The following is a 25,693-nucleotide window of genomic DNA, read 5'->3' on the forward strand; positions in this document are numbered from 1 at the left end:
GTTATCCCAGTCCTGAGGGCAGGTTGCCTACGTGTTACTCACCCGTCCGCCGCTAACTCTCAGGAGAGCAAGCTCTCCATCAAGTCCGCTCGACTTGCATGTATTAGGCACGCCGCCAGCGTTCGTCCTGAGCCAGGATCAAACTCTCCAATAAAGTTATTGAAAAGAGCGATAGCTCATTTTGAATCTGACGAGATTTAATATCTCATTGTTTTGCTCCAGTTTTCATACAGTCAAAGACATGTACCAAAAACCTTCGCGTTGGATTTTGCTTCACAAAATCCGCTCACTCGTTGTTCAGTTTTCAAAGATCAACTTTGTTTTCTTTACCGAGTAACTCTCGCTCAGCAACTTTTATATCTTATCATATCCTCACCAAGTTTGCAAGCATTATTTTAGTTTGATTTAAATGTCTTCATTCGAACTAAATTCCACTTTACCGCCCTGATTTCTCAGTGCTTTCTTGGCCGGAAATAGAATATACCATGTCCATCAGTATAGTGCAACCTTTTTTTAAAATACATTTTTTTAACAACAACAATAAATCAAGAAATGCATAAAGCCCCCACCATAGCAGCGGTCTTTATAATCGCTTTCCCCCAGTTCTTTAGATTACTTTATAATATAAAAGAAACCTGTAATATTCTATATTCGCTAGTAGGCTTTCTTACAGAAGGTGTGGAAGCACTACTTCCTTTGACCAGTCCCGCACTCTCCGTTTATGTGCTTATCGACTGTGACAAATTTAGAGCTACTACGCAGCATCTATAGCAGGTAGTAGCTCTTAAGGTAGCACTGCAGGTAAGCGGTACCCCTAATAGGAAATCATCCACACCTCCTATTAGAGCATCTTCAAAGTTCCTTTCAACCATAGATCCTCTCAAGCTTGATAAGCCATTACCCCATTCACAATCGTCATCTGCACTCGCGCCTTCAATAGCTCGTCTGGAGTCTCATGCAGGAGTTCCCTGTCAAGCACTGTAAAGTCCGCCCGATAGCCTTGCTGGATGATCCCTCGCTCTTCTGCCTCTCCAGCAGCTACTGCCCCTCCCTTGCTGAACAGTAATAGCGCCTCTGATAGAGATAGCTTTTCTTCAGTGATGTAGCCCTCGTGTGACTCTTCAGGCTTACGCCGAGTGACTGCAGCATGTAATCCAAGCAAGGGATCCAAGGGCTCTATAGGTGCATCACTGCCACCTGCACAAGGAATCCCGGCCTGCATGAGCTTCCGCCAAGCGTACAAGAATTCCGTTCTGTGTGGCCCCACTCGCTCCAGCACCCACGGGAAATCACTAACGACAAAACGCGGCTGTATATCCGCAATAAGATGCAACTCCGACATCCTCTCCACCAGCCCGCTATCGAGCACCTGTGCATGAATAAATCGATCAGGCAGCATCGAAGTTGCTGGTAGGCGGTGCTTCTCCAGAGCCGTAAGCAGCAGATCTGCCGCACCGTCGCCGATCGCATGCGCTGCAATCGGGAAGCCCGCCTGCCTTGCTGCAGCCACAAGCTGCTCCAAACCATCCGCCGAATGAATTGCCATTCCCACCGTCTGGGTAGCATCATGATAAGGCTCACGCAACAAAGCCGTTCTGCCTCCGATGGCACCATCCACGAAGAGCTTCACACTGCCCATCTTCAGCCATTCATCCCCTGAACCCCCATGCAACCCCAATCCAACAGCCTCTTCAAGGAATGGATGGTACAGCAAATGATGAGTACGAAGGGCAATCCCCTCCTCAAGCAGCTCTCTATGGATGCGCAGCATCGTTTCTACACTGCCATGCAGCCGCAAATCCTCTGTATGTACACCTGTTAGTCCCAATCTCAGCGCATCCTGGGACGCTTGACGTATCATCTGCTTTTTACTCTCATAATCGGGCTCTGGCTGGACTTTCTGGAATAGAAAGCTCGCTTCCTCATACACCCAGCCATTCAGTTCTCCGTACTCATCTCTGCCAAATGAACCCGATGCAGGATCAGGAGTATCCTTGTGAACCCCCGCACGACGAAATGCCTCCGTATTTGCGAGAAAAGCATGAAAGCAGGTTCTAGTCAAAAAGACCGGATGTGTGCTAGTAATCTCGTCCAACTCTGAGATATGTGGGGCCATACGATCCGGGAAGGCATTCTCATTCCAGTTCAGGCCCAGAATCCATTCTCCAGAACTCGTCGTCTCCGCCTTACGGCGCAGCATGTAGAGCATCTCCTGTCTGGAGGATGCGGCGCTGAAATCGAGCATGGACAGCTTCATCCCGTGCATGGACAAGTGCATATGCGAATCAACAAGTCCTGGGAGCACATGCCCTCCCTGCCAATCAACGATCTCATAGTGTTGGCCACTAAGCTGAAGCTTCAGCTCCTTTTGCCCACCAATGGCCTCAATTTTCCCGTCCTGTACAACTATGGCCTCCAACTCATCTGTAGCACGTCCATACAAGTGACCATTTATATAGAGAGTTTTTGTCATCATATCATCCTTCTACCTTTTGAATTGCTTACTCCTATTGCAGTTGAATCTCCTCTACTGTCACAATAACCAGCTTGTCCGGGAATCCAGGGTGTAGCGCACTTGCTGCTAGCTTATAGCCTGCGTCAAGCTCATACTGCTTGAAATGCTGATATCTTGTGGACCAGTCCTTTGTACGTAGAGCAATGCCTTGTATACCGATGTTGAAATCGAAGCTAATTGAATCCAGAGGAATGCTTAAGCCCTTCCCCTCCGCCTTGACGAGACTCTCCTTCAACGTCCATATATCATAGAAATAGTCTAGCTGAGGCTTTCCTTCGAGCTCACTCCATCGCATGTACTCGTCATCTGACATAATCATGCGCGCTACTCCATCCTCCACTGGTTTTACAGCCTCCACATCAATACCGATCTCCGCAAAATCCACAGCGCATACCACCCAACGCCCTGCATGGGACACATTGTAGTACAGCCCTTCGTGACTCGATAGACTCGGTTTACCGTATGCGTTGGCACCAAATTGCAAGCGATGATTAGGCACACCCAAATGGCGGCAGAGCACCCAACGTGCCAACACATCTCCCCCTAGGCTCCGCAAGGCATCTGCCCGGCGATAATATCGTGCGAGTCTGTCCCTTTTGTCCCCCGACACCCACGAAGTCAGCTCATCATAACGCTGCTCCATAGCTTCATCTGTAATATCTAACGCATAGATTTCCATGAAGAGACCTCCTGCAGACTACCTAATTCCTTCGACTCCTACTATCTTCTTGTATATGAACACTACTACTGCAAATTAAACACCAGTTCAACTATTTCTTTTGCAGCAGATTCCAACACGTACATCAGTCGAATCGGGCTCGTTATACCGAATTCGCTAGCTTATTAGCTAGCGAATCAGTTAGACATTGAATCAAATCTTTATAAAAACAATTAGCCGAATTAGTTAGCGGATAAATCTACCAAATATAGTATTCACAAGTATAACAGATGGGGCACATTTCCCGCCATCTTCGGCATCCTGGATTTACTCCTACTGCGATTCTTCCTCTTCCTGCTGCATGTCAGCAGCTGTAGATGACTTGTGACGGAATACATTCGTCTTGTCTGCTTGTCTATTCGTCTGCGGCCAGACTGCCCGTTCTCAAAATATAGCCACTAATTATTCTAAGGAGCCATCACATATCGCACTGCCGTCTGAATATACATAAGAACCAAGCATTACAATAGCATGAAGGAACGAAGTCGCTGACTTAACCCAAGCATACTACAAGGAGGTGCCTATCGTGTCGGAATCACATATGCCGTATTCATTTGTTGTATCCCGTGAAGACTGGTCACTGCATCGCAAAGGGTATCAGGATCAACAGCGTCATCAGGAGAAGGTAAAAGATATCATCAAGCAGAATCTGCCAGACTTGATCACGGAAGAGAACATTATTATGTCCGACGGCAAGCAGATCATCAAAATCCCCGTACGCAGCCTTGATGAGTATCGCTTCGTCTATAATTTCAACAAACAAAAGCATGTAGGTCAGGGAGACGGAAAGAGTAAGGTCGGTGATACGATCGGCCGTGATCAGGCACCGAGCAAGCAGCCAGGCAAAGGAGAAAAAGCAGGGGATCAGCCAGGCCACGACATTATTGAAGCCGAGGTAAGTCTTGAGGATCTGGAGGATATGCTGTTCGATGAGATGGAGCTGCCGAATCTTCAGCAGAAGGACAAAGAACAGATCGAGGTACATTCCATAGTCTTCAATGATATACGCAAAAAAGGAATGCAGTCCAACATTGACAAAAAACGAACGATTATGGAGAACCTACGCCGCAACGCAAGACAAGGGCAGCCAGGAATTCATCATATCAGTCCGGATGATCTGCGTTACAAGACCTGGGAGGACAAATACATCCCGCAATCCAATGCTGTGATCATTGCCATGATGGATACGTCCGGCTCCATGGGCTCCTTCGAAAAATATTGTGCAAGAAGCTTCTTCTTCTGGATGACCCGCTTCCTTCGTAGGCAATATGAGAAGGTTGAGATCGTCTTCCTCGCGCACCATACCGAGGCCAAGGAGGTCACCGAGGAAGAATTCTTCACACGCGGAGAGAGTGGTGGAACCATCTGCTCCTCTGCCTACATCAAGGCTCTTGAAATCATCGACAAGCGTTATCCCCCTGCCAGCTATAACATCTATCCCTTTCACTTCTCGGATGGAGATAATCTGACCTCTGACAACGAACGCTGCGTGAAGCTGATCGGTGAGCTCATGCAACGCAGCAACATGTTCGGCTATGGAGAGGTGAACCAATACAACCGCAGCAGTACGTTGATGTCCGCCTATCGGCACATCAAGGGAGAGCAATTCATGTACTATGTGATTAAGGAGAAGGGCGAGGTCTATCAGGCCCTGAAGTCCTTTTTCCGCCGACCGACATAAACGGATTGTCCGCACATACTCATAAAATATGAAGCAGAATATAGACCTGCGGAGGGATGGTTATGACGCAAGCGGAAATGAAGCAGCTGGAACGATCCATTGCAGAGATTACGGAGATCGCGTCTAGCTTTGGCCTTGATTTTTACCCGATGCGCTACGAAATTTGCCCTGCAGATATCATCTATACCTTTGGCGCCTACGGTATGCCTACAAGATTTAACCACTGGAGCTTCGGCAAAACAAAATACAAATCAAATGAAAACAAAGAACCCGCTGAAATAAAGGGTTCTTTGTTTTTTTGGTCTATTTTTTCTTGTTGTAGTAACTAAATAGAGCGACGAATGTATGCGCTGGGACCTTGCCGCAATCCTCTTCATATTTTTTCAATGTGCTTGGGGATATTCCTACAACGCTTGAAGCTTCGTGCATTGTACACCCATTTTTTAGGCGAGCTTCCCTCAATTTCGATTTGTTAGTTTTTGTGTCTGACATCAGCAAGCACCTCAAATCATAATAGGATAAATGTTTGTTTACTATTCATTTCTCTTCTTGTATACTCATTGAGAATCATTTTCTATGAGGTGGAACATGGCACCCCGTCCAGGGAGGAGCCGTTTGCCTTATCTGCTTGACCAAAAGCGGATAAAGCGTGTAGACCTCGCAATCCATTTAGGCGTTACTCCTGCGTTTATCACTATGATAATTAAAGGAGAACGCTATTTTTCTTATCCTCTAGCTGCAAAAGCAGCTCATTACTTCAACTGCAGTATGGAGGAGTTACACGAATGGATTGATGATTAGCTTGGCAAACGGTGTTGGCTTCGGCCCTCCCGTGAGCTGATATTAACTTTTAGTTAACTCACTCCTGTCCCTCGAAAATTAAATCCGCTTACATAATCATATACCAAACACATGTTCTTGTCTCTATGTACAGAGTCGATAAAAAGACTAATTTTTTCGACCCTCCGACACCCCTCCAATCTTTGTAATCTCTGGTGCTATGTACTCATGGTACAATATAAAAATCGACATTCACAGAAATATATGTCGACAAAACTGCCCGAAAAAGACACCCTAATGTCGAAACCTTAAAATATATGGATATAATGTGCGAAGTGTGGATATAACAAACTCAAAAAGAGGTTGTTATATGACAGATGAAATTCGACGCGAAATCGAGAAATTTCAAAAGAAAATGTACGATTTGGTGAACGAGAAAGGTTTAGGCCATCCGGACGTGATAGAAGCCAGCCAGATGATCGACAAGCTGCTCAATAGGCTGCAGGAGAGGCAGCGGGAAATAGCGTCTACCAAGCGTATAAGCGTGGATTATGAAGGTGGTCAATTTGTCGTGTCATTGCGGCAGGCTAACGAACGGTATGTCATCAGCGGGTATGATGCGTTGGATCAAGCTCTTGAGTGGGCACATAAGATATCTGAGCAATCAGAGTTACCTGTGTATTACCGTAACAAGTTGATTAAAAAGAAAGAGCAGTAAGGTTATCCCTGCTGCTCCTTTGTTTTTACTTAGTGGTCAATGTTGCCGTCTTGGTCTGGTTGTCCCATTTCACATCAGCTCCAAGCGCATTACCGACAGATCGTAGCGGCACATACACTTGGTTATTGATTAGTACGCCATCGTCAATTTTTTTGTCGTTAACGACTGTGTTTGTTTTGTCCAAATCCCCTCCCCCTTCCAGCAGCGCAGTCACCCGGATTTTAAACTGCTCCCATCCTGTCCACTTACCGCTGTCATACATCAACCGTGGGCATATCTTGCCCGACCAATCATAGTGCCTACGAAGTCGATCCACTCCCCAACCTCGTTCCTTGAGCATGCTGGCCACCAATTGCACTGCGTTGTCCAGCGTTTTAGCATAGTTGCCGCTCTCGCAGATCTCAATTCCGATACTGGTACGATTGCCACTACCAGACTTGCTGCCGTCTCCAGCGTGCCAAGCATTTTCGTTCAAAGGTATGCACTCAATAGCCTCTTTTTCGTCAATGGCGATATGGTAGCTGGCTGTCCTGGTATTGGACTTGTTTGTAAGCCAACTACGCTCGTTTGCCGCGCTGCTGGATGCGTTTCCCGTGTTGTGTATGGTAATTGTCGTCGGGGTCATTGCAAGGCCTGGACGGCGGTTGTTGGCCGTCTCCTTGGGTATATGATCCTTACGGTATGGTATACTCATGCGACTTTGTCATCTCCTTTATCAATACCGCTTTTACCTTTCAGGATCGCAACGGCTTGTTTGATCTGCTCAGGGACTGGCAGACCAATCTTTCCTGCATTTTCAATCCAACTCAGCAACTCGTTAGCCATGTAAAAATAAATGATGGCGTCCCGGAACATGTGGCCATCACCAAGCACCCCATCAACCAAATGACCAACAGCTACCATTGCAAAAATAAACACTTTTCTAGCGATACCGTATAAACCCTTACGACTCTGCAATTCCCCAGTTACTCCAGCAGCAACAAGCCCCGATACATAATCCAACACGACAAATGCCAACAAGACGCCAAGAATACCTGACCAACCCCCAAAAAAATAAGCTGCAGCCCAGCTGCACCCCATCAAGATATATTTACCTACTGTTTCCATAGTTCTTCCCCCATTAACTTTTTTGTGATTTACTTTTTCACTCCACGCATTACAGTTGAAGCAATTTTATTGCGTTCGGCAAGTAACGGCTCAATTTGCTCACGCTTTTGCTTACCATTCATTGTTTTGTCGGCTTCGATCCTTCTGATTTCTTTGTTGATATCGCTCAAATTACTTGCAGCTTGATTAAGCATCTTGAGATCCTCTTCTCGATTGAATGTCTTATCGTTGAGTTTAGCTGATGCCTTTTCACTAGAGAGTTTGGTGCGCAGGTCATAGAGCTGCTCAATTGACTTCGTGCTTTGAAGGGGGTCGACCAAGAATGCCTTGAAGAACGGCATTTGTTCAATTCTCTTATCTGGTGAATCAGGCCTGTCCGTTGCACCTATCCCCTTCAATATCGAGTCAACCGCGCTAGTAGCATAAGAACCTAGGCCAGCCGTCAGACCCTGAATGGTGTTGTCCATGATCCGTGGAGATGAGAAGTTTTTGAACATCCCCTTCTCGTTGGTGACGTTGCTCATTAGTCCAGCTAATAGCTTTGCCGCTTCTGTAGTTCGCACCGGATCGTACTGATCCTTGTACTCCCATCCCTGTTCACGTTGTGGGATGATAGGACCTTCGCGGAAGAATGAGTAGTTTGCCATCCCCTCAATGAATGGCCACAGGCCTGTAATCTGCGCTGGCAATGCCGCATCACTCAGGCTTCGGCTCATCCAACCGTCGAACGCCTCTGGATCTCTAGTATCAACGAATTGCAACGCTCTTTCTGGTAGATTCGCGAAGAGTGGTGCGATATCAAACGGCTTCGGGATACGAGCGACAGTATTTGTATTAGGTATAGCTACCAACCAAAACGTATCTTTCATCCAGTCAGGCGATTCATTGATAGTCTGTTTCTGCTCTTGGTTGGCGAATTGTTTATTCAGGAAGTAAAAACCTATCGTTGGTGCTGTTACTGAAGTAAACATTCGTGTTGTTGTCCCGAATGGATTTTCCTTGATGGCTCGAATGAGTTTCGACTTACCCTGAATATTGGCGTTCAGGAATGCTACGATTCTATTCGCTTGCCTGATACCAGATCCAGCACGAGCAAAGTCCATGATATCCCGTGAACGGTAAGCGGCTTCCTGTGGAGTAACACCTCTTCTCAATGCAGCGCGATACTCCCCGACCTTTGTAGCCGACTCTGTTGTGTCTGTGATTGCTCGCAATACATTTATCAACGCTTTGCCGTTGATAACATTCACAAATTTCTTACTCGGCTTTTCTTTCAGTACACTTTCCAAAGCTTTTCTGTGCACGTTTCTATCCATCGACAGCACGTTTCCGTATGCGCCGAGATTGTTAATCCATTCCTGGTACAACGGGCCTTTCTTAATGCTTTGGATCAAGCCTACAGTAAAGTCTGTTATCGGATTAAAGCCGCTGTTACTAACCACATAAGCCTGTACAATGTCCCGCATCGGGTTACGCAATGAGAATTCAGGCGTCAATGTAGCGCCAGCACGCAGGAGGGAAGCAGGCTTCGACAGGATATTCATCAGCATGTTACCGGATTCCTGATCCAAGTTCATCAAGGCCCGGTATACCTCTGGCTCTACCTCATACTTCACACTCTCGCCATTTTCTTTAACGGTGACTACATTTTTACGTCCGACCTGTTCATCTGGGCTGAGTTTGCGAATAAAGTTTTCTTCGACGTCAATTTTGGCTAGTTTGGTGATTTCGCTAGCTACCTTGTTTCGCTCAGCAGCATTCACCGTCTGGAAGATGTTGCGGACCATGTTTTCAAGCGGGTCTACTACCTTTTTCTCCGAACCCTGCAGTGCTTTGACTGGACTCGCTACATTAGCAAGCGACTTTGATAGACCACCAGCGAATGCTTCTGGTGTATCGTCGAATGAGCGAAATAGTGGGATGTAGTTCTTCCAACGATTGTCTAACACATCTGCAAGCTCCTTGCTGATAACGCCGCTATCAACCAATTCACGCAGCATATCCTTGCCCACTTGTACAAGCTCTTTTCGCGCTTTCTCCATTTCAGGAGTACCATACTTTTCAATTACAGCTTCAATTTCTTTGTTAGTGAAACCAGACTTATAGCCAGCGGCGTTAACGTCTTTCGCGTGTACAGCAAGCGCATATTTGCCGATGTCGTCAGCGGAATACCCTGCCTTCTCTGCCGCTTCGACAACTGGTGTGAGACGTTGCACAACGATCTGGTTTGCCTTCTCAGGTGCACCCTTAAATAGTCTAGCCTTCTTGTAAAGACTGTCCTCAGCACTCGCTACGCGGCCTGTGACACGCTTCTCCAGTCCAGCTAACGCCTGAACATCATTCTCAAATTGAGAACGCACTTTTTCTACCGCTTGCGCGAAGGAACCACGTTTCTTCTTGACGTCTCTGCTGATTTTCGCGCTGAACGAATCGGCGTCCCCGATGTCCTGGGCATTAAACTTCATTGCAGCATCGCCTTCTTTAGTGGCTAAGCGCTCTTGTTTACGCAACTCTTCCTTGGATGCGTTGTAGACACGTTGTGCGTTCGGACGGAAGCTTTCTCCCAGGTCCTTAACCATCTCTTCCGTCCAGTCCGCGAATTTGATAGTCCCCTTACCCATCTTCGCAGCGCCGATAATGGCATAGTCAGCCCATTCATCCACTGGAGTAGATGAGAGCCGGTTCTTTCTGTTGGCAATACGCTGTCTGGCATTCTGTTCTGCTTCATCCAGATAGTTGTACACCCGATCACGGATGCGCGGATTTTGCACAGATTGAACAATCTCTTCCACTTCATCTGTTATATCAATCCGTTTTGGCGGCTGAACATCTGGGGTTACTTGATTAAGTCTAGTGTTTCGAGCGTTCAAGAAGTCGGAATATTGGGAACCTTCTGGCGCGTTAGGTCTGATCGGTTCAAACTCTGGAGAACGACCGATACGTTCTATAGGTGTTGCTGCTCTTGATAACGGACCTTGTGGACTGGTGGATGCTTCTGGAAGTCCAATTGGACGAACATCCGCATCCGCAATAACATCCGCCGTCTGCGCTCGGTTTACACGACTATTCCTTAGCATCGAACCCACACCGCTTATGATTCCGTCCGCAGCGCCGCCCACACCAGCACCTAATGCGGCATTGCGTAGGATATCACCATTGCTATTCTGATCTTGTATCAAACCTGCTGCAGTGTTGCCTACCGCTCCTGTAGCAGCTCCGCGAAGCACTGACCCCGCTACTCGGTTAGCTGTACCAGCACTCACATTAGGCGCCACTCGTTGAATGCCTCCAGCAAGTGTGTTGGTAACCGCCACGCCTCCACGGGTTGCTAGAACACCATCAGCCGCTTGTAGAGGTCCAGTAAGCAGACTTTGACCGCGAACACCTGGAGCAGCAGGGTTAAAGGCCATACCCGCAACACCGCCAATTGTACCCAATACGTCCGCTGTCTTATCTGCTGCAGCATTTCCTGTGCTAGCCTGTGATACTGGTGGTCCACCAACTACCATACTGCCACCTGTGCCCACTGCACGCGTCGTAAATTGCCCAACAGGGTTACCGTATGCCAGCCAGTTCATGCCCTTCGCAAATTGAGCAAGTGGATGATTCGGCCCAAGCGGACCTGCGTTCACCTGTGCGTTACGTCTGTCCAACTCTGTCGGAGCTGGAGGACCTTGCATCTGCGTCAGATCCACGCCTGTTGATTGTTTTACCGTGTTTATAGCGTTTTTGTTTCCGCGGCTAGCCTGGGCCAATGTGCTGTTTGTAAAAAAGTCAGGTCCGGTTATTCGTAGTGCATCTGGCAATGGATTGTTCGGCGCCCCCGGATTAGTTGTCGGTCCTTTACCAGCTGCTAAATTAGCCTTGAAAGCATCTGACCTGCTTGTTAATGACTTCTGTTGTTGTGCCGAAGGAGTCAAGGTGCCGTCCAGCGCTTGTGATCGGATTTCATCGGCACGTTTGCGCTGATTCTGTACAAATTGTTCATATCGGCTTGCCATGTACTCACCTCAATACCATTTATTTTTATCCCAGAACTGCAGCGCCTTTTCTGGTGTTCCGTAACGATCTTTAATGTACTTCAAGCCTGCGATGGACTGTTGGTATGGATCGGACCAATCTACGCTCTTGCCACCGTAGTTTTTGCGCGTTCCATCAAGGAATTGAAATAACCCCGCTGCGGAAGATTTAGGGTTCTTCGCAGCGGGGTTAAAGGATGATTCTCGGGCAACCAATTCCAATGTCGGCTGCAGCCAACTTTGATCATAACCGCCCGCTGCTAAAGCGCGTGAAATAGCGCTACTAGCTACAGCATAATTACGCGGATTGGCTTTTGCATCCCTTTCCGCTTTGTAATAGTTGCTGTATGAGCCAGTAGCGCCACTCAGTTTCCCGATGATACATTGTTCTTCTTATCCAGATCCCGAATCTCTTTTTCTGACAATCCCAACATGCCCATCACTTGAGTGTCTTGACCGTCAGGTAATCCCATAGACATTACGCGCTCATAAATCTGTGTCTTTGTTCCTGAATCAGACGGGATTTTCTTCGTATCAGGATCAATGAACTGTTGTCTAATTGCATCATACACTTGGTTCGCTGTAGCTCCGCTGTACCGCTGCGTATTAGCTCCATTAAGTTCATTTTCATACGACAGCCACGCTCTAGCATTCTCGTCCTGTGACATAGCCATTTGAACTTGTCTGAAAGCCTGTTGATTCCGTTCTTGCAGCATATTCAAGCCGTAATTCAAACCGAACTGTTGTACGTCGCGGTCAAACATCGCTTTCCATTGTTGATCGGTTATGGCATCACGCGCTGTCTGGTAAGCGAAGTTTTGGTCATACTGCCTAATGCCTTCATTGAAATTAGCTGACTGAAGTTGTTGGTTGAACGCTTGTTGCTGTGCTGCCAGGTCCTGCTGTTGGCCCGCAAGTGTACGGACGCCAGGATTCGCAGCGGCTGATGCAGCATTAACGTTAGCTCCATATGCTGCAGGATCAACGCCCAAGGACAGCAATTGCGCACGGTAGGCATCAGCCTGTGCACTGAGTTGGGCACGCTGCTGAGCCGTCACACCCTGAGCTTCCGCTTGCTGTTTCAGCGACACTATGTTGTCTACGATCCCTTGCGCGCCTTCTGGCATCCAGTTACCAGTTAAGCCAGCTTCAGTCACGCGGTTGCCGAATCCCCTTTGGTCCTCGCCTTGGTACATCTGAGCCAGCATAGCAATGTTAGCCATCTGTTGTTGCTGCTGAGCTTGTTCACCCTGATACCTTTGATATGCTTGGTTAACCAGTGCAGGGACTACCTCGGTCTCTACCCTGCCCATTTCATTAGCCGCAATCTCTCCAGATCGATCAGATGTGATTGTGCTATTCAGGATGCCGCGACGGTTCATCTCTGCCATCGTCGCATTCTGGCCTTCCTGGATATTGGACTGAGCACGTTTTAACGCTGCCTGATATTCTGGATCGCTATTGACGTCATAGCTAAAAGGTTGTGATTGCCGGGTAGCCATCTGCCTCATAAGGCTCATTAACTCCGACCCCTGCTGTGTGTTCTCACTTGTACGGTTGATTGGCTGGACTGATGCTGTGGGCCTCGGGGTCTGTGCCGCTTGTGCAGGTGCTGTATACCCAAGGTTTTTTGTCAGATACTTTTCCTGGGCAGATGTATCCAGCCCTGCTGCTTGACGCTGCTGGATGACCTGTAGCGCCCGTTGTGTCTCGCTTTGTCGGTACCCACTATTGTTCGTTTCATTCACACGGTTCTGCACAAGCTGCTTCTTCATGTCAGACGCTGCTGTACCGTAGTCTGCGCCGCCTTTGCCTATACTTGCGCTATTTGTAGTCCGGGCCGTTGAAGCCACAAGCGGTAGTTTCTTCGTATTTGTCGCCATCGTTTCACCCCTTTGAGGCAAAATAAAAGACCTATCCGACGATAGGCCTAATTTACATATATCCAAAATAATACTTTTCTACTAAAATAATTTATAGAAAGGAGGTGTAACTATGGAAATTTATGTTGTTACTTACGACTTGCATGGTAATGGCAAAGACTATTCTGGTTTGATTAAGGAATTGGAATCGTTCAGAGTCTATCTTCACGTGCTAGAATCGTCTTGGCTGGTACAGGCCGTTTCAGCGCAGTCCATATTTGACGCTATAAGACCTCACCTAGATTCAAACGCCGAAGTCCTCATAATTAAAACTGACAAAGACTACTTAGCCTACTTAGATGAAGAGTCGTTAAAATGGTTAAGAGGGGTAATAGGTTAGCTTTCCATCGACACTCCCCATGCAACCACGAGTCGCTGTTTCTGTAGCAGCGACTCCTTCCATAATAGCTACTACTGCTGGCCCTTCGATCTCGTACCCGATTTTATCGGTACTGACCTTGCAAGTTTCGCCTTCTGGCACATTAATAGTCAACGTCTTCATACATTATCCCTCCTAAAATAAAAGACCCTCTTATGAGGGCCTATTGTTGTAACTGTTCTTCAATTCGTTTTATTGACTCTTCATTTTCTTTAATCATTTTCGTTCCACGATTAAGCGCATCTTCAAGCATTTCCAGTTCGTCACCAGAATACCTACCACTGTTTATGTTGTCTTGTATCTGTTTAATGCTTTCGGTGTATGTTTCATTTTCTTTCTTCATGCTATCTATAAGACGCTGTTTTTCTTCAATGTTCACTTGTATTTTTGAAGTGTTTGAATTTATAATCGGTTTCTCCTGGGTCGATTCAACTTCAATAACAGGTTCCTTGTTTGTACTCAATGCTATACCAGCACCTCCGTAACCCACAGCAAGGCCACTTGCTTCCGCAATTGATCTAACCGGAGCGTAACTTTTGCCGTCTACTATTATTGCCGATCCAATTGACGTTCCATCTACTGTGACGGCGGTCTCGCCTTCAATTTTCTTTCCTACTAGCGTTTGTATGTCATCCGCAAATGTTGTGGCGCCAATCATAAACAGCGCTCCAGCAAGAAAACCAACTACCATCTTTTTCATTGTCAACACTCCCGCGTACCATTTTTCACCAATATACCACAGCATGGCGAGTTTTGGGAGTATTATTTCCAGCTAATTGTAGACAAAATTCTCTAATGCCTCTATTCTGTCGGCTAATTCAGCCAATTGATCATATAATGTGTTGTCCATTGAGTTGTCTTTAATTTTTCTCATGCTCGAAAATGAAACATAGGTGTCTGGATTCATTGATATGCCACCGGAACTAGTCGAAAGGCTCATCCCTTCTTTCGACCACATTTCAAAACCTAATAGATTATTGAAACGTTGTTTGGCCTCGCCATTAACATAAAAAACAAGTGACGGAGGCCCTCCGAAATCGGGTGTTACAGCAATGTAATTATTTTCATCTTTATAACCAGCGAACAAATTACCTGCAGCACTCATCTCACTACGCGGGAATGTGTCCTTTTGAGTCGCAATATAAGAACCGTATATCTCAATTGACTGAATCAATCCAGCAGTGATGATACCAAGATTGGCTGAGATAGCAGACAGCTCACCTACATCAATCTTATCAGCCACAACCGAACCTGCTGCAAGTTTATCTGTCTGGATTGATTCAGCTACCAGCTTTTCAGCGTTCAGCTCAGACACGTTCCGTGTATCTAGGTTGTTCAGCAGGAATGTCAATTCCTCGTTAAGCATGATATATGCATTAAGGAGTTGCTTGACTTGTGCTTTCAGATCCGTTTCGCCCACATTTACATTAGGCAACTGCACGTTAGCCATTTCGCTTCGACACCTCCCGTATAATCCGATGTATTTTAACCTTACCCGTACCCCATAGTCTTAGTCGGTACCATGTTTCGGGCGTGCGTACAATGAGTGGTATCTTCATACTTTGGATTCGCCCCGTACCATTCTCATTTCCGTACACCTTGATCCACTCGCCACCTTCCGTGCCAACTGCATAAGACACGTTGAGGCTAGATCCTGGCTCTATGTCTGCTACGACCCATAAGCGATTCATCGTTTTCCGGATCGTCTCGTCACCCTCACTAAAAGGCTTGAGATTAATAGACCAGTTGATAGGCGTACCGTTATAGGTATCGCCGCCTGACTGCATGATACGACCGTCTGACGTTGCAAAGTAAAGTGTCTTGCCCTCCATAAAGAAGGCGCTAATCACATAGCTCAGTTTCCACCAACGACCTCCTTGCAGATCGTATGCAAACGTGATGTTTGGCAAGATGGATTCGGACGAACCTATCACCAGAGACAGATATACAAAACGACCGTCTGTACCCGCACAGCAGTGTTGGGCATTGGTCATGTTGATTTGGTCGATGTAATCCTTGATAGGATCGCTTATCTTTGTCGGGGCAGCGCCGCCCATGTAGTCATAGAACCCGTCAGGTCCAAGCCAATACAATGAGTCTCTAGTAGGTACGATGCTACGATGAGAGATACACCCTACGCCATAAGGCTGAGTCATGTTAAAATTCGTGGAATCCTCTCCAAAAAGTTTGTGCATGGTGTACCTTTTGAACAGGATTACATGATTCCCGAAGGTGGTTAGTCCTGTTGGCTTCTCGCCGTCGGGTGTTTCCACAGTGATCTTTCCAGTTCCTACGTACTTATCGGTAGATGACCAATCTTCCGCATCCCTCAAGCCTGAAAACGACAATAGGTTATCGGTTTTATTAGCCAAGTAAAAGCGGTTAGCGTGCGTAGTCATGAACGCACTGCCTGCCGGAGCGTCAGAAAGTGATGACAGCACAGATCCGTCATACTGCTGCAGTGGCAATACGCCATCAATGTAATAAAGCTTGCTGCCATCAAAGAACATAGCCGAATCCCATAGGCGGTCATTCGCTATCCCATCATACTCATACACAGCGATCCATGAGTTTCCTAAGAGCTTGTACACCCCTCTGTTGCCCATGGCATACAATACCCCTTTGAACTTAAATAGGCGCGTTACATAGTTCCCAAGGAGGCTTATTTGTGTATGTCCTTCGTGCGTCTGCAATGTAGGGTAAAGCAAAGAGTCTACATTGACAGCATCGGTGCATTCACCGTCTGCGATCTCTATAGACTCTACTGATTGGTTAATCCCGTCAGCCAAGGTAACAACCGCTGACTTAACTTTGTCTGGAGAGGACACCCACGGTTGCATAATCCACCTCCTATATGCCTAGCAAGAAGCTTTCAATTTTGTGTGATATCAGGATTTGTCCAGGCTCATTAGGGTGTAGCCCATCTGGAATCACTGCTGCTTTGCCGGCAGGGAAGTCAGGAGCTAATCCGCTGCCTGTGTAAAGGTCCAGTGTAGGGATACTATAACGGTCACACATCTCTTTGATGACATTTACATAGTTTTTCAGGCTGGAGTCTGGCGCTGTTTGTCCCTCCCTTGGAGTTGGTAGGATAAATCCGATCCGCTTCCCTGGGTACTTGGTTAGCAAGCCCTCAATCAAGATTTTCATTGCGCCATACAAAGTTAACCCTGTAGTGTCGCCAAGCGCTCCAATTGTTGCTCCATTCCCAAAATCGTTGGTACCGCCGAATACGGTGATTATATCCGCATCGTCATCCATGTTCACATACCGCTCTGCCATACCTTGGTTACTGAATGCTGTGGTAATATGGGTTCCAGATATACCATAGTTCCGTACGATTACCCCAGTACGCTGTGCTATTTGGTAGTGGTATGCGTTAGCTGGCTCGGTGATGCTGTCCCCCATAGCATTCCACTTCAGGTTGTAAAGGCCGCTGTTCTGATTGATAGCCTTACGGAATTTTTCGGTCAATCCAATGTCGTAATCGTCATATGGTACATACGAGCTTGGTAAGGATGGACCTTTGACGTACATAGCAATGTTGTATTGCAAGGCAGCGTCAAATCCAATACGGACAAAAGCAATTCCTGCGTCCAACGGCACAACCATGTTCTCGCCGCGAAACGGTACTTCCGTAACATAGCTTTTGCTGGCGTCGTAGTATCCGCCAGTCCATGTGCCATTGGTGGAATAGGCTGCACCAGGAGTTACCGGGATAAAATCGCTTGTAAAAGCGCCGGCATGGTAGATGATAGATCCATTGGACGTATCAACATACCCTTGGGCCATCGCATCTTTATTCACATAATTAATCCGCTCAGGGATTAAGAAAGATGTTTTGTCCGGCGTGACACTTCCCTCCGCTAAACCCGAGGATTGATACAACCCTCCTGCAGTCCATGCAGAGCCATTCCAGTAGTACCAATTACTGTCCGCGTTAACGATATAGGTATTGGTGTTACCCATCGGAAAAGCGGCTTGTAGAGCGGCCAACGTCGCGTATACGCCCTTTGGGGACCCGCTGGCGACACTGGACACTAAGTTATCTACATACCCCTTATCTGCTTTGAGGCGTATAGTTTCCTCGACTTGATTAATGTTCGTCACATGGACTGGACTCATTAATCCACCCATGGATGTTGTTGCGTACGGTATCGGATCAGTACCCGTTTGCAAGTGCTTGGATGAGTGATTGCCTGGCGAGTTAGCGCCAAGCACATTCGGGATCACGCCACCATCTATATATTGTTGAGCGATATTGACTGAACTTTTGCTCATAGTAGACCTCCAAAAGCATCCTCGATCACCATGTAATCAGGAGTTTCGTCATTGGCCTTGTGAAACTCTTCGAGGATACCGTTATATTTTGCTGTGTAGTTATTGACCATAGCCACATCATTAAACGCCTCGCAGATCTGCACCAGGGCTCCGTACACCAGCAACATGTGAAAGTCTGCATCAAGTTCAGGGGTCGCGGAAAGGTCTGCAGTAGATAATTGCGTTGGTGTGATGTAGTAAAACATGGATATTCCATTCTCTATATCCTCTGTTGGCGTGGGATATATGCCCAATCCGTCCGTGCCGATGAAATAATAAAACGGGATGTTGGACTTGTGTTTGCTATCCTGGTACATGTACTCCATACCGTTTATAACCACGCTCAATAATGAGGTCTGTGGGAATGGTAACTTATAGGCAAATACATTGGTCTGCAGGTTGAATATCGCCATGCTGCGGATGCGCCATGTTGTTCGAAATAACTCATTCTGAACTTGATTAATCTTGCGGATCACACTATCGTTTGATAGCCCATGCGGGTACTTCTCGGATATCTCTTCCAGTATTTCATGCAACTGCATTCCGTCTCACCCCCAAACAAAAAAGGCCCGTTGTGGGCCGTTCTACATGATCTTAACTTCTTTGTTGACACTATCCTCAATACGTTGGTTGGCTGCGCGTGTGCGGTTGTATGAGTCGCGCCACACCTCAGCCACCGCTTCTGGTACTTCTGTTGGTATGCCACGCGGTACGGTGTAAATGACGCCATTAACACTGATAGGCACCACTTTGTCACCCGGGTTCTGTGTGTCGTCAGGGATGGTGATTTCTACTTTTTTCATTGCTCTCAGCTTTTGAAGCATCGTTTTTTCGGCTGCTTTAGCTCTTTTTTCTAGTTTCTTTTCTCCAACTTCTTGCTTTTCTACGATTTCTTCGGACATTTATATCCCTCCAAGTTAAAAGGAGCCCGAAGGCTCCAAAGATTAGGTTGTTGCACCGGATTCGTAACGCAGGATTGCTAGTTCTTGCAGCCGTACAACTGTGAATGCGCACTTCCATGCGACTGTGTTAAATTGGTTCAATGGATCAGACACGCCACCAGATCCTGCTGGATGCACGATGATGTCTGGTTTCGAGCTGCCCTCCACATCTGGAATACCATAACCTCCACGCCCTAAGTAGATCGTGCCGTAAACATCCGCACTCGACGCACCAGCTGCGTCAAACACAACACCATTATCCACTTCGATGAACCAGATACCGTACAACTTTCCGATTACACCATCCATGAAATGCTTGGTGTTGTTCTCTACGTTCGCTTTCTTCCATTCGTCGGTCTGCATAAGGTCCGTAGCGACATCAACAGGGATCAATGCCACGTAACCAGTGCCACCGCCATTCGGAAGGCGTAGAGGCTTAACCTTGGCGTTACGCAGCGTTCTACGGGCCTTGAGGATGTCCAAAGCCGTGATCTTGTCAGCAGCTGCAACAGTAGCGCGAGACGTCTTGCTGTTGGCGTACAGCACGTTTGTACCAGCAGACAGGATATCACGTGTGATGATATCGATAGACTCACCAGCGTTTTCACCCATGAGCTCAGACACTTCGGTCATGAGTGGGTCGAAGCCCGTCATGTTAATGAACTCAGAAATTTTTGTCCAGTTGCCATACTCTTTCACTGTAGCATTGATAGGCGTGATATCCAGATCCACGCCATCAGGTGTAACACCCTCGGTCAAAGCCGTTGTAGACACCGCCAGCGAATTCAGGCGACGGAAGTTTGTTGTAGCACCTTTGCGTTTCGGGATGTTCTTCTTCTCCCCGAATTGTGTCCATACCAGTTCAGGCGTAAGGCGCTCAAGCATCGCATCTTGATAGTAAGTGTGTTGTTCTGCTGTTAGGGCATTTACGCCCGATGTTGCGTTATAACCTTGTACATTTGTTGCCATTAGTAATCATCTCCTCAAGTTTGCCCAGCTTTCACACGGTCGCGGAAGGCTTTGCGTTCAGCCGCAGACATGGCAGCATATCCGCCTACCTGTTCTGGACTGTCCGCCCCCAATGGACCTGTTGAGCTATCGGCATTGTTTTGTAGTTTCCTTATTGCTGCTTGCTCAGCTTCCGCACGCGCCGTGTTCACCCGTTCGTCATAGGTGTAGATTTTGTACGCGTCATCAAGCGAATAGCCACGTGTAGCGGCTAGCGTAATAACATCATTCTTGTGCTTTGCGAAATCCGGGTATTGCGTTGTGTCCTTTTCCATTGCTGCTATTTGAGCCTCTACCTGCCGCAAAGCGTCGGCTTCTTTCAACTCGCGTAGTTGACGTTCATACTCACTAACCTTTTGATTCAGCGGCTGTAGGTGGTCTCTGATGACCATTTCATCCACACCAAGCTTGTCTGCTTCTTCTTGGATGCGTTTGTCCATCTCCGCTTGTTCCAGTGCTGTCATATACTGCTCGTGGTTCTCATATCCGTAGAACTTCGCTACACGGTCAAGTTGCTGCTGGAACTGCTCGGCTTGCTGGGCTTTTTCGGATACCTTGTCGTAATTCAGTCCCTTTTGGACCCAATTCGGCACCTCATCCTCTGGCACGAAGCGTTCTTCCTTGTTGTACTTGACTGTCAGGCCTTTAGGCTCTTCCTGTGGTGGGGGTTGTTGCCCTTCGGCTACCTGTTGCTCTACGGGTGTTTCTGTAACTTCTTCACCGCTATGGTTGGCGGGTACGTTTACGTCTTCCATGTTTAATTCCTCCTTGCTCTATGGTTGGAGCAAATATAAATAAGGCCCAAGGATTCTCACCCTGAGCCCGTTACACCATCGCCATTGGTTGCGGCATGGTCTGTTGCGGTATTACTGGTTGTGGTGGTGCGATAACGCTAGTAAGCACCGTCATCTGTCCTTGTGGATCTAACGTGTCAAACTGCGCCCGTTCCTCAGGCGACATGCTTTGCACTGCCTGCTCCAACATACCGACAATACCCTTGCTCTCGTCAATCTCCTTAAGCAGGCTGTCACGATACGGTACAGTGTTTTTAGGCATGTACTTGAGATATTGCTCATACGTGATGTGTCCAGCTGCTAAGGCATTCTCAAGCCCTGATACTACAAGGGACTCGGAATAGGTTGATGAAGGCCCTACATCTATCTTCAGGTTAAACTCCATGCCTTGATACTGTGATCCATCGAACATTGTCGGCATATCTTCGCCGTCATCATCTTTCAGCATCACTTGGCGAGGAAGATTATACTTAACCTTCCAGAAGTCCTCCCAGACGCGTCCTATGTCCTCTATAGCACGGTAAAAACGGCGTTTGATAGACTCTATAGGGATTGCAGCGGCCTTTTGTAGCAGCATAATAGCCGTAGCGTTAAGGTCTGCACTGGGTGCTGATCCAGTCGCCGCCTCATCCGCTCCGGTCATTTGCCGGGTATACCCTAGTATCGCCTCTACCAAATTAGCTGCGTTGGCACTCATTGGGCCGGGATTGAGGTAATCAACGCCTTTGCTTCCTGGTGGCGAATTGTCCTCTATCATCTCTCCCGGTGCATTGGTCACCTTGCTAGGGTTAATCGCTCCAGGCTTGTATATCAACTTAGGCCACCCTGTAAGATGCACAGACAGTATCTGCATAGCCACCAGTGTATTCACTGCCTTCTGGTTAGGGATAAGCCCTTCTGTGTCTCCTACACCGTGTATAGACTTCTTACGACGGTCCCACTGCATAACAACGATCGGGTACAGCGATAGTCCTGTGTCAGTCGGCTGTTTAATGGTTATACCGCTAGCGACCTTGCAGAAATACACCCTGTCCTCCCCTGTTCGCTTGTCCTTACCCTTCCAGTAGCGAGTGACTACTGTTACCTTGCTGCTGTCGTTAAGTTCCACTCGGGCCATGTCATACCCTTGATCCTGTGTCTCTTTATCTGGCTTGATCTGCCCAACCATCTCTTTAGATACACCGTTTGCCCGTGCGTACTTCTGGACATTATCAACCAGTTCACGGGCAGATATAAGGATGTACGGCTGCTTCTGCACCCTGCGCTGCTGAGGATTGCCGAAAAACACATTGATAGGATCAAGTACCTCGCCCTCCATTTCACCGATATATGGATACTCGTTACCGCCTTTGATGTCGTTATTCCAGTAGTAGTGCCAGATAGCTGTACCTGTATTGGACGCTGTATCGAGCGCTTCCTCATTTAACTCATCCTGTTTAACACGCTCCCAGGTAGCATCTGAATTGCGCGAGAATAAATCCCCCGGGTCTTCTTCTGTTTCCTGTTGTGGCGACTCTTGCAGGCTGTAGAGCATCTTTATCTGCTCGCTCATGACGTTAGCGACCTTGTGTGTCTCAATCATCTTTATGACGTTGAACACTGGACGTGGCAGGTGTTTGGTACGCTGAGTAGCAGCAGGCCACTGGTCACCAGCTTTAAAGCGCTCGTATTGAGGCCACTTATCTAAAAAGCCCATCCTACGTAAATAGGACAGGCCGTCTTTATATTGCTTTTCGATTTCACCAGCCAGCTTATCCGCTGCCATAGTCTCTTGCATCACTTCTCACCTTCTTTCGCCGCTCCGTTCAGGTATTCACTCATCAGGCTCTGCATTTCCTGCTGCTGAGCTGCTGTAAGTGGCTGAGGCGGCTTGATAGGATCTATCAGCTCTCTCAGTTTCTTATTGATGAGCACCTTTGTCTCATCTTCCAAGTCAGGTAATTTCAGCAACTCACCCAGTTGTGTAGCTCCTTCTACCATTCGACGTACTCACCTCCTGCATTATCATCATCCGTCCGGAACGGGAACGGCGTAGGCGCTCTGTGTTTCTCTTTCTCGCGCTCCACAAAATCCCACATATCATCATTCAGCGCATACCGAACAGAGTCTATAGAGTGGTTGTTGCGATCCGGGAACTTAGCCTTAAAGTTACCGTTCGCATCCTTGTCCAGTTCATAAGTTAAAAATTCCCGCGCAGTCTCCGGGCATCGCTGGTCGTCAATAACGATCGCCTCAAGGCTTTGCAGGAACTTTATACCAAACTCTATCGAGTCAGGCCCTTTTTTTACCCCCATAACCTTCAATCCATACTGTATAAGTTCATTAATGCTCTTCGGTTCAGCGCTATCCGCCTTAACCAGATCATTGAGCCTATTCTCTTTCCTTATGTGTTCGAACGCAGCGTAGTTAGATAAAGCTACCTTGTACAACTCATGGAATATATAAAGCCTCTTATACTTGCGGTCGTAATGCATTACTGTATATGACAGCGGGTCGACAGCGTAACCAAAGTCTAAACCGCGCCGCAAGTTGTAGAAGTCCTGTATCTCTTCGTCGCTAATCTTGCGAATCTGCACATTGTCAAACACCTCGCCGCCCGTACCTGTCACCTCTCCCAAGTATTCGTGTTGATACGCCATAGGCTTGGTTGTTTTGAGGTGCTCAGCCTCAATTATGAACTGCTGGCCCAGCCAGTCACGCGGAACAGACAAGTACGTACTATGGTGTGATAACCGATCATCACGAGTGAGTTTAACCTCAGCATTAACCCAGTTGTTCGAACTCTTTGGCGGGTTGTACGAGTAAAACACCCTGAACTCAGGCCCACCACGCATCAGTGATTGATTGATCATACGGATCTCTTCCATGCCGGTGAACTCATCCACCTCTTCGTACCAGATGAACTTGGTGTACCCCCGACTAAATTTCATTGACTTTATCTTCTTGGGCTTGTCTGCGCCTCTAAATCGTATCTCTTGGCCTGTAGGCTTGTATGTGATGACTAACTTAGCCTCCGGTATGTGCCAGTAATCTTCGACACCTAGTGTCTCTATGGCCCACGTAAGCTGTTCAAACACCGATTCTTTCAATGTATCCTTCACCTTACGCAGAACAACCGCATTTGCATTAGGATCGGACATGATACCAAGTATGATTTCTATAGCCACAAACGACGACTTTGTACTACCTCGCCCTCCACCCAACCAATAGTGAGTGTGGTCACCTCGTTTAATGTCCAGATGCACACTATGAAATGACGATGCGATCACATTTGATAGCTTCACTTGATATCATCTACGATCGTAACACCAACACTTCCACTGTGCTCCACCTTATCTTTAAACATCGCCAGATGCTTCCCTATGAGTTCTAACGCCTTGTTCGCCCCGCTGCTGTCGAATGTATATTCCCCTGTCTCTACCATGCTTCTAGACTCGTAATCCCATTTCATCACAGGCTCAGCCTTCATAGATTGATTGGCTACCTGCATTAGTCGGTTTAGAACCCACTCTGCATCTAATTCCAACTTTTCTTTGCGAGCCGATATTAATTCATCTATACGCGCGCGAACCTTAACATTCGATAACAGCCGCGATCCTTGTTCACTTGCTGTCTTTGGACTGTATCCAGCTCTTATAGCTGCCTGTGTGGCGTTTAAATCCACCATGTACTCACGAATGAATGTCTCTTGCTTTTCCGTCGTCACCTGTTACCTCCTTCCTCCCGTGCACCCTACTTCGCTGTCACCTCTCAGCTTTTCAGGTGATAGATTGCGGGATGTTGTTTCGTTTTCTACAGTGGCATAACTTTTGTTTCAAGCAACTTCGCGAATTCCTCAGTCTTGGCAGCCTGTCCTTTTTGGAAAGGCATCCAGTCCCACTGACCTCCGTCATTTCCTTGTTCAACATTCAAGTTAAAGTACATTCCTGTTGGATTTAACACGCACAAATGCACCGTACTATCATTAACTACCCCTGTTACTATAGCCGCTCGATCCTCTGGCACAAACTCTCCGTTCGGTGTTCCATATGATTTGTAATATACAATTCTTCCGACTGTTGGTTGCATATCTTTCCTCCAGTTCTTTTATTGGCAAAACAAAAAGAGCAGCGCATAAGCGCTACCCTCCTTTATATTTTGCGGTGTTATCCGCTTGTCACCTTGTGTCACTCATGAACGATGAAGGTCACGAGTGATTATTGTGTTACCTTTACCTATTAACATTTTATCACGTTTTTCGCCTAATACCCTGTCAGATTACTGTCAAGATACTGTCAAATCACTGTCACTCTCAGGCTTTACCACGACTTCCAGACGCAATGCATATGCCAGTTCAGATAGAGCTTTGTTCTTCAATCGGAAGTATGTGCTCTCCGAGAGATTCAGTTCACTCCAGACATTAATGTCATATGGCTCAGGGTCCGACATATACCTCATAGTGATGATTTCGCGGTGTGTGTGCTTTAGTCGGCTGATAGCCATCATAACCCTGTCATACGTCTTCTGCGCCCTCTCAGCCCCATCTACGTTGTATACAGCAGCGTCTTCTGCTGGCTTGCTGATCTCGTTTGTCCGCGCTGACTCTCTGTACTCATAGGCTGGTGTGTTACGGATCTCTTTCCGGATGAATCCGAACCGTTTATAGAGAGCTGCCGTGACCAGTTCCTTTTCAACTCTCTCGAATGTAGCTTTCTCGTCTATCTCGGTGCCAGGAAAGGCGATCTGGAACACTTCATTCGTCATATACACACCCCTTTTACATATTTATTCGCGTTTCAGGGTATTTCCCCC

General features: G+C 47.2%; 27 protein-coding genes, 1 rRNA gene and 1 pseudogene. 5 read left to right on the forward strand and 24 right to left on the reverse strand.

Going from position 1 to position 25,693, the window contains the following annotated elements; translation table 11 throughout:
- From K331_RS0104865 to K331_RS0104875, 3 genes are all read right to left on the reverse strand, one after another.
- Nucleotides 1–154: ribosomal RNA gene (locus tag K331_RS0104865) — 16S ribosomal RNA — on the reverse strand; the annotation flags it as partial.
- A gap of 726 nt (nucleotides 155–880) precedes the next feature.
- Nucleotides 881–2,473 (reverse strand): amidohydrolase, encoded by a 1,593-nt coding sequence (locus tag K331_RS0104870; protein ID WP_028589418.1) that lies wholly within the window; start codon nucleotides 2,471–2,473, stop codon nucleotides 881–883.
- A gap of 34 nt (nucleotides 2,474–2,507) precedes the next feature.
- Nucleotides 2,508–3,194: a 4'-phosphopantetheinyl transferase family protein gene (locus K331_RS0104875; protein ID WP_028589419.1), complete on the reverse strand. Its 687-nt coding sequence runs from the start codon at nucleotides 3,192–3,194 to the stop codon at nucleotides 2,508–2,510.
- Between the two features lie 580 nt (nucleotides 3,195–3,774).
- On the opposite strand from K331_RS0104875, the gene yhbH reads away from it, so the two are divergent.
- Nucleotides 3,775–4,914, forward strand: a complete 1,140-nt coding sequence (gene yhbH / locus K331_RS0104880; RefSeq protein ID WP_036634260.1) for a sporulation protein YhbH — start codon at nucleotides 3,775–3,777, stop codon at nucleotides 4,912–4,914.
- A gap of 62 nt (nucleotides 4,915–4,976) precedes the next feature.
- Nucleotides 4,977–5,165, forward strand: a pseudogene (locus K331_RS28890) (SpoVR family protein); the annotation flags it as partial.
- A gap of 52 nt (nucleotides 5,166–5,217) precedes the next feature.
- Here the strand turns inward: K331_RS28890 and K331_RS33090 are convergent.
- Nucleotides 5,218–5,406 carry a helix-turn-helix domain-containing protein gene (locus K331_RS33090; RefSeq protein WP_084165339.1) on the reverse strand — a complete coding sequence of 63 codons (189 nt, stop codon included), beginning with the start codon at nucleotides 5,404–5,406 and terminating at the stop codon, nucleotides 5,218–5,220.
- Nucleotides 5,407–5,502: 96 nt separating this feature from the next.
- On the opposite strand from K331_RS33090, the gene K331_RS33095 reads away from it, so the two are divergent.
- Complete coding sequence (locus K331_RS33095; protein WP_169718305.1) at nucleotides 5,503–5,715, forward strand: helix-turn-helix transcriptional regulator; 213 nt, start codon at nucleotides 5,503–5,505, stop codon at nucleotides 5,713–5,715.
- 349 nt (nucleotides 5,716–6,064) lie between these two features.
- On the forward strand, nucleotides 6,065–6,412 hold the full coding sequence (locus K331_RS0104895; RefSeq protein ID WP_028589422.1) for an aspartyl-phosphate phosphatase Spo0E family protein: 348 nt from the start codon (nucleotides 6,065–6,067) through the stop codon (nucleotides 6,410–6,412).
- A gap of 25 nt (nucleotides 6,413–6,437) precedes the next feature.
- Here the strand turns inward: K331_RS0104895 and K331_RS0104900 are convergent, their stop codons facing one another.
- From K331_RS0104900 to K331_RS0104915, 5 genes are all read right to left on the reverse strand, one after another.
- Complete coding sequence (locus K331_RS0104900) at nucleotides 6,438–7,106, reverse strand: N-acetylmuramoyl-L-alanine amidase (RefSeq protein ID WP_036634199.1); 669 nt, start codon at nucleotides 7,104–7,106, stop codon at nucleotides 6,438–6,440.
- Nucleotides 7,103–7,519 (reverse strand): phage holin family protein, encoded by a 417-nt coding sequence (locus K331_RS0104905; RefSeq protein WP_028589424.1) that lies wholly within the window; start codon nucleotides 7,517–7,519, stop codon nucleotides 7,103–7,105. The genes K331_RS0104900 and K331_RS0104905 overlap by 4 nt, the downstream gene beginning before the upstream one ends.
- A 29-nt stretch (nucleotides 7,520–7,548) precedes the next feature.
- Nucleotides 7,549–11,520 carry an LPD38 domain-containing protein gene (locus K331_RS28895; protein ID WP_036634202.1) on the reverse strand — a complete coding sequence of 1,324 codons (3,972 nt, stop codon included), beginning with the start codon at nucleotides 11,518–11,520 and terminating at the stop codon, nucleotides 7,549–7,551.
- Nucleotides 11,521–11,529: 9 nt separating this feature from the next.
- Nucleotides 11,530–11,760 (reverse strand): aggregation-promoting factor C-terminal-like domain-containing protein, encoded by a 231-nt coding sequence (locus K331_RS33100; RefSeq protein ID WP_226383533.1) that lies wholly within the window; start codon nucleotides 11,758–11,760, stop codon nucleotides 11,530–11,532.
- Nucleotides 11,761–11,903: 143 nt separating this feature from the next.
- Nucleotides 11,904–13,421 carry a hypothetical protein gene (locus tag K331_RS0104915; RefSeq protein WP_028589425.1) on the reverse strand — a complete coding sequence of 506 codons (1,518 nt, stop codon included), beginning with the start codon at nucleotides 13,419–13,421 and terminating at the stop codon, nucleotides 11,904–11,906.
- Nucleotides 13,422–13,533: 112 nt separating this feature from the next.
- On the opposite strand from K331_RS0104915, the gene K331_RS0104920 reads away from it, so the two are divergent.
- Complete coding sequence (locus K331_RS0104920; protein ID WP_028589426.1) at nucleotides 13,534–13,800, forward strand: hypothetical protein; 267 nt, start codon at nucleotides 13,534–13,536, stop codon at nucleotides 13,798–13,800.
- On the opposite strand, the gene K331_RS0104925 is transcribed toward K331_RS0104920, so the two are convergent.
- The 15 genes from K331_RS0104925 to K331_RS0104995 all read right to left on the reverse strand — a co-directional run bounded on the left by K331_RS0104925 (nucleotide 13,780) and on the right by K331_RS0104995 (nucleotide 25,645).
- Entirely contained in the window at nucleotides 13,780–13,962 is a 183-nt protein-coding gene (locus tag K331_RS0104925) for a hypothetical protein (protein WP_028589427.1), read from the reverse strand. The two genes, K331_RS0104920 and K331_RS0104925, sit on opposite strands and share 21 nt — an antisense overlap.
- A gap of 40 nt (nucleotides 13,963–14,002) precedes the next feature.
- A complete protein-coding gene (locus tag K331_RS30885; RefSeq protein WP_051289624.1) occupies nucleotides 14,003–14,539 on the reverse strand; it encodes a hypothetical protein in 537 nt (178 codons plus the stop codon).
- A 72-nt stretch (nucleotides 14,540–14,611) separates the two neighbouring features.
- A complete protein-coding gene (locus tag K331_RS0104935; protein ID WP_028589428.1) occupies nucleotides 14,612–15,289 on the reverse strand; it encodes a hypothetical protein in 678 nt (225 codons plus the stop codon).
- On the reverse strand, nucleotides 15,282–16,679 hold the full coding sequence (locus K331_RS0104940; protein ID WP_028589429.1) for a hypothetical protein: 1,398 nt from the start codon (nucleotides 16,677–16,679) through the stop codon (nucleotides 15,282–15,284). Before K331_RS0104940 ends, K331_RS0104935 begins: the two co-directional genes overlap by 8 nt.
- A gap of 10 nt (nucleotides 16,680–16,689) precedes the next feature.
- Nucleotides 16,690–18,120, reverse strand: a complete 1,431-nt coding sequence (locus K331_RS30890) for an SGNH/GDSL hydrolase family protein (protein ID WP_051289626.1) — start codon at nucleotides 18,118–18,120, stop codon at nucleotides 16,690–16,692.
- Nucleotides 18,117–18,701 carry a phage adaptor protein gene (locus K331_RS0104950; protein WP_028589430.1) on the reverse strand — a complete coding sequence of 195 codons (585 nt, stop codon included), beginning with the start codon at nucleotides 18,699–18,701 and terminating at the stop codon, nucleotides 18,117–18,119. Before K331_RS0104950 ends, K331_RS30890 begins: the two co-directional genes overlap by 4 nt.
- 42 nt (nucleotides 18,702–18,743) lie before the next feature.
- Nucleotides 18,744–19,061: a hypothetical protein gene (locus K331_RS0104955; RefSeq protein WP_028589431.1), complete on the reverse strand. Its 318-nt coding sequence runs from the start codon at nucleotides 19,059–19,061 to the stop codon at nucleotides 18,744–18,746.
- Between the two features lie 42 nt (nucleotides 19,062–19,103).
- Nucleotides 19,104–20,069 carry a N4-gp56 family major capsid protein gene (locus tag K331_RS0104960; RefSeq protein ID WP_028589432.1) on the reverse strand — a complete coding sequence of 322 codons (966 nt, stop codon included), beginning with the start codon at nucleotides 20,067–20,069 and terminating at the stop codon, nucleotides 19,104–19,106.
- Between the two features lie 14 nt (nucleotides 20,070–20,083).
- The gene (locus tag K331_RS0104965) at nucleotides 20,084–20,863 is read right to left on the reverse strand and encodes a hypothetical protein (protein ID WP_028589433.1); all 780 of its coding nucleotides are present in this window, start codon (nucleotides 20,861–20,863) and stop codon (nucleotides 20,084–20,086) included.
- Between the two features lie 70 nt (nucleotides 20,864–20,933).
- Complete coding sequence (locus K331_RS0104970; protein ID WP_028589434.1) at nucleotides 20,934–22,679, reverse strand: portal protein; 1,746 nt, start codon at nucleotides 22,677–22,679, stop codon at nucleotides 20,934–20,936.
- Nucleotides 22,679–22,882, reverse strand: a complete 204-nt coding sequence (locus tag K331_RS0104975) for a hypothetical protein (protein WP_028589435.1) — start codon at nucleotides 22,880–22,882, stop codon at nucleotides 22,679–22,681. Before K331_RS0104975 ends, K331_RS0104970 begins: the two co-directional genes overlap by 1 nt.
- Nucleotides 22,876–24,186 (reverse strand): PBSX family phage terminase large subunit, encoded by a 1,311-nt coding sequence (locus K331_RS28910; RefSeq protein WP_084165343.1) that lies wholly within the window; start codon nucleotides 24,184–24,186, stop codon nucleotides 22,876–22,878. The genes K331_RS0104975 and K331_RS28910 overlap by 7 nt, the downstream gene beginning before the upstream one ends.
- On the reverse strand, nucleotides 24,183–24,608 hold the full coding sequence (locus K331_RS0104985) for a terminase small subunit (RefSeq protein ID WP_028589436.1): 426 nt from the start codon (nucleotides 24,606–24,608) through the stop codon (nucleotides 24,183–24,185). Before K331_RS0104985 ends, K331_RS28910 begins: the two co-directional genes overlap by 4 nt.
- 86 nt (nucleotides 24,609–24,694) lie before the next feature.
- A complete protein-coding gene (locus K331_RS28915; RefSeq protein ID WP_036634207.1) occupies nucleotides 24,695–24,970 on the reverse strand; it encodes a hypothetical protein in 276 nt (91 codons plus the stop codon).
- A 195-nt stretch (nucleotides 24,971–25,165) separates the two neighbouring features.
- Nucleotides 25,166–25,645, reverse strand: coding sequence for an ArpU family phage packaging/lysis transcriptional regulator (locus K331_RS0104995; protein WP_051289628.1), 480 nt, complete (start codon nucleotides 25,643–25,645; stop codon nucleotides 25,166–25,168).
- Between the last annotated feature and the right edge of the window lie 48 nt (nucleotides 25,646–25,693).

Origin of the sequence: Paenibacillus massiliensis subsp. panacisoli DSM 21345 (genome assembly GCF_000426545.1) — a bacterium.
In the GTDB taxonomy this organism is placed as follows: Bacteria; Bacillota; Bacilli; order Paenibacillales; family Paenibacillaceae; genus Paenibacillus; species Paenibacillus panacisoli.